We start from the raw sequence: 3,425 nt of genomic DNA, 5'->3' as shown, positions 1-3,425 counted from the left end.
TTGGTGGCGGAATTTTGTTTTCAAGAATCATCATTGTTACCCCTTGAGGCATAACGTCCGGCTCACGCGCCGGTTTGGAGCCGCGCAGCGGCGGAAAAGCGGTCGCTGTGCAGCCGCTTGTTAAGTTCTCTTCGCAAGCAGCCAATCAATCAAGCCTGCATTTATAACCAAGTCGGCCACTCTTGAAATATCCCATACAGCAACCCTTGGGTCATCTATGTTCAGCTTCTCAATATCTCCTGAAAAGGTGTGAAAGACAAAATACATTTCATCATACTGATGGTATTGGTTGAATATTTCACGGTAGCTTTGGAGTTGATTTGCTGTTGTAGTGGATTTTACCTGGACGAACGCGCGCTTCTGCGTAACAGGAGAAAAGACGTCAAGGTCGATGTCCTTCTCTGTCTTTCCTAACACGGAAATCCGCTGCCAACCGGACTGGGAAAAAATCAGGTCAACGAGTAGTTCAAAGTCATTCCACCACAGCCCTTTGATAAGGCTCTCGATATTCAGCTTTAAGGCAGCCAAGGCTTCTTTCGTTGACTGAATTTCAGGCTGGACTTCGCCGTTAATTTTTCTAAGCAGGTATTCTGGAAGCTCGACCCCACAAATAGTGCCACGATATCCCTGAACTTTTGTGATCCTGCCATCGATATTCTCGATGGAAAGCGGGTTTCCGTTCTTATCGTAACAACTCCATGAGCCAATGACGTTTCTGATTCTGCTGCCGTCTTCAAGCTCATGGACTTCTTCATGAGCGTGACACCAATACATCTTTCTCTGGAAAAATGTAATCCATATATCAGTTTCTGAAAGCTCATAAAAATCACGAATCTGATTCAAGTCCCTGCTCGCAGCGCCTTGATTTCCATTTCTAGCAGAAAGCCAAAAATTGCGAACGGTATCCCAGTCGCCACTCAACGATTCCTGATGATGTGGGCTTTCGTACCCGAGTCTAAGCGTCTGCTGATCCTCTATGCAGTAGCGCTCCCATCTTCCACCATCACCTAGTTTTATGTATCGAATCTTCACAGAACTCCCAAGAACTTAACGTTTGGTTAAGGGGCGGGCTTTAGCCCGTCCCAGAGAGCGAAGCGAACGATTTGAACCATTTGTTAGACAATGGCAATCATTGCCATAACCGTTGCAACCAATTATTGTCATCAGCTTTTACTATTGCTTCAGCTCGTGTGATTATTCCGGTGGGCGTTTTAAATACCGTGAATTTCTTTTTTGGATCAATTGCTTGATATGTCGAAGACCCATACTCAATATCTAGGAATGGACTCCAGCCAAAAATTGCAAAGTGAGAGCCTTCACTATCACTTAGCTGGTGCGCAGTACTTGGCAACGAATTTTCATCTTGGACTGAAATATATCTACCCTGCAGCCTGTCTAGCGAGTGGCGAGATTCTAAGCCAAGTAAATTTGCCCAATATTTTATTTTTATAAAGCGGGCGTCTATTCGCCATTGCTCGCCTTGAATTAAATATTCACCTCTGAGTGACCAAGGAGATTCTATTTTTGCTAGATATTCACGCCCTTCACCCTTCTCAAAAGTTATTACCATTATAGGCTCTTCGTGGGTGAAAACATTGTAAGTCCAAACAAAAGAAGCCCACGCTATTATATTTGAAATGATCAAAGCGAAAATTAATGTCAAAGGCAGGGCTAGAATTTTCATTGCATAATTTCGGTTTTGTCTAACGCCCCGCTAAACGGCGAGCGTCAGCGAGTCCGGTGGAGGCCACACTTTTTGTGGCCGGAACGAATTTGAGCGGTTTGTTATGTGATTTATAGTGCACGGCTTAAATCAATCATATAACCCGCTTGCTGCAGCTCTTTTGCAATATCCATTTTCCACGCGCCACGATCATCTAAATCAATATACACAACTCCGCTAATATCATTCGGGGTTTCAACTCCACCCTTGACGAGAGCTGTAACTTTAGAGCGCCCCAATCGTCCAATGAAATATCCATGTTCAAACACTACATTCTGACGCGCCCTCGGCTTATTTTCTTCCCCTGCTTTTGAACCAACATCACACGGCGTATATAAAACAATAGCGTACCCAACATCACCGTATGACTCGATTTTTTCAATTATGGTTTTACTTGAGCTTGCCTGCTCATGAAGAATTATTGGATTTAGACCAATCTGCTCAATAAACCTAGCCAAAGTTAATTTAGCTAGGTCGTCATGTCCGTGAACAATAAAAACCTTTGGATTATTTCCGCCCTGAGCTATGACCAGCTGAGGTTCTTTTTTCCCATCTGACTTTTTGACGACCATTTGATAGCCTGCCGGTATAGATCCCAGGCCTTCATGAAATCCAGGATCAATAACTTCGTACAATTCAATGCCGCCATTGGACATTTTTCGCTCAACGAAATCGCCTGCCTCAATCAGAATATCGGATTGCTGAATAAATATTTTATTCTTTTGAACACTGGCAGGGATGTCCGCATGCTCTTCGCCACTAGAGCGCATCACTCTTACTCTATCATTGAGCATGTCTTTAAATGGCATATCTACTCCTTGATTGGTTTGATCACATAACGCCCAATTAACGGGCAAAAAATTATTGGCTAAAATTAGCAACGAAGGATCAAAAATCCAACTGTTTTTTGTCCCTTTTTAATTTCTTGTTATGTGCTGCTTACCAATACACTTCTTACAAAAAAGCTAAATAATGCAATAAAACTTATTATGTATGGGAATAACAAATCTAGTGTTTCTCTATACTTAAAAAGAGCTTCTAATTGATACCTTGCCTCATATGATAATAATTTAAAGTAATCTTTTCGCTTCCACTTATCTTTGTAAGCATTTAACTCAATATCGCTTTGATAAGAGTATTCGCCATGAACTTCATCATAGCCTTTTGTTTCATAAGTTAAATTTCGTTGAAATATACCGTTAATTTTATAATTAGGTGATTGAATTCCTGGTTCATCTCCAGGCCATATATCAATTCGCTTGCTTAATAACCCACTAATATCTTCTTCCTTAGGGGTGTAACAAAATACTCTATAATCGCTGAGCATTCGTTTTGACCAAAACAAAAATAGTTGATCATGATATGACTTAGCATATCCGTAATACCTGAGTGTCAGAAACAGAATTGATATTGCGAATAAATAAAGTATATTTTCATGGTTTGTGAATTTTATTTTAAATATAAAAGTATTAGCTTCGTGAAGAGTTGCCCCTGAGAAATTTAACCCGATTAAAATAACGCATAAGCTAATTAATATCTTTCGTTTAGACTTTAGACCTTCATCGCTATCAATAGCTTCTCTAAATCTATTTATATCCATTTTATTCACATCAACCCTGATTAAGACTCATAACTATAGAAAACACATAACGTGGATGTGCATGGGCGCCGCGTAGCGGCGTCCCAGCTGCCGAAGGCAGCG

At 41.0% G+C, this 3,425-nt stretch carries 4 protein-coding genes; all 4 read right to left on the bottom strand.

Annotated elements, in window-relative coordinates:
• Positions 1-120: 120 nt before the first annotated feature.
• The 4 genes from INT39_RS22205 to INT39_RS22190 all read right to left on the bottom strand — a co-directional run bounded on the left by INT39_RS22205 (position 121) and on the right by INT39_RS22190 (position 3,332).
• Positions 121-1,032, bottom strand: a complete 912-nt coding sequence (locus INT39_RS22205) for a restriction endonuclease (protein WP_105646953.1) — start codon at positions 1,030-1,032, stop codon at positions 121-123.
• A 97-nt stretch (positions 1,033-1,129) separates the two neighbouring features.
• Positions 1,130-1,684: a hypothetical protein gene (locus INT39_RS22200; protein ID WP_179574353.1), complete on the bottom strand. Its 555-nt coding sequence runs from the start codon at positions 1,682-1,684 to the stop codon at positions 1,130-1,132.
• Positions 1,685-1,794: 110 nt separating this feature from the next.
• Entirely contained in the window at positions 1,795-2,532 is a 738-nt protein-coding gene (locus tag INT39_RS22195) for a TIR domain-containing protein (RefSeq protein WP_193076140.1), read from the bottom strand.
• A gap of 119 nt (positions 2,533-2,651) precedes the next feature.
• A complete protein-coding gene (locus INT39_RS22190; protein WP_193076139.1) occupies positions 2,652-3,332 on the bottom strand; it encodes a hypothetical protein in 681 nt (226 codons plus the stop codon).
• Positions 3,333-3,425: the final 93 nt, after the last annotated feature.

It is taken from the genome of Pseudomonas sp. FME51 (genome assembly GCF_014897305.1).
This window is presented reverse-complemented; position numbering and strand designations above follow the sequence as displayed.

Coding starts and splice junctions, on each gene's coding strand:
- INT39_RS22200 (WP_179574353.1), bottom strand. CDS start 1,684: ATGAAAATTCTAGCCCTGCCTTTGACATTAATTTTCGCTTTGATCATT.
- INT39_RS22195 (WP_193076140.1), bottom strand. CDS start 2,532: ATGCCATTTAAAGACATGCTCAATGATAGAGTAAGAGTGATGCGCTCT.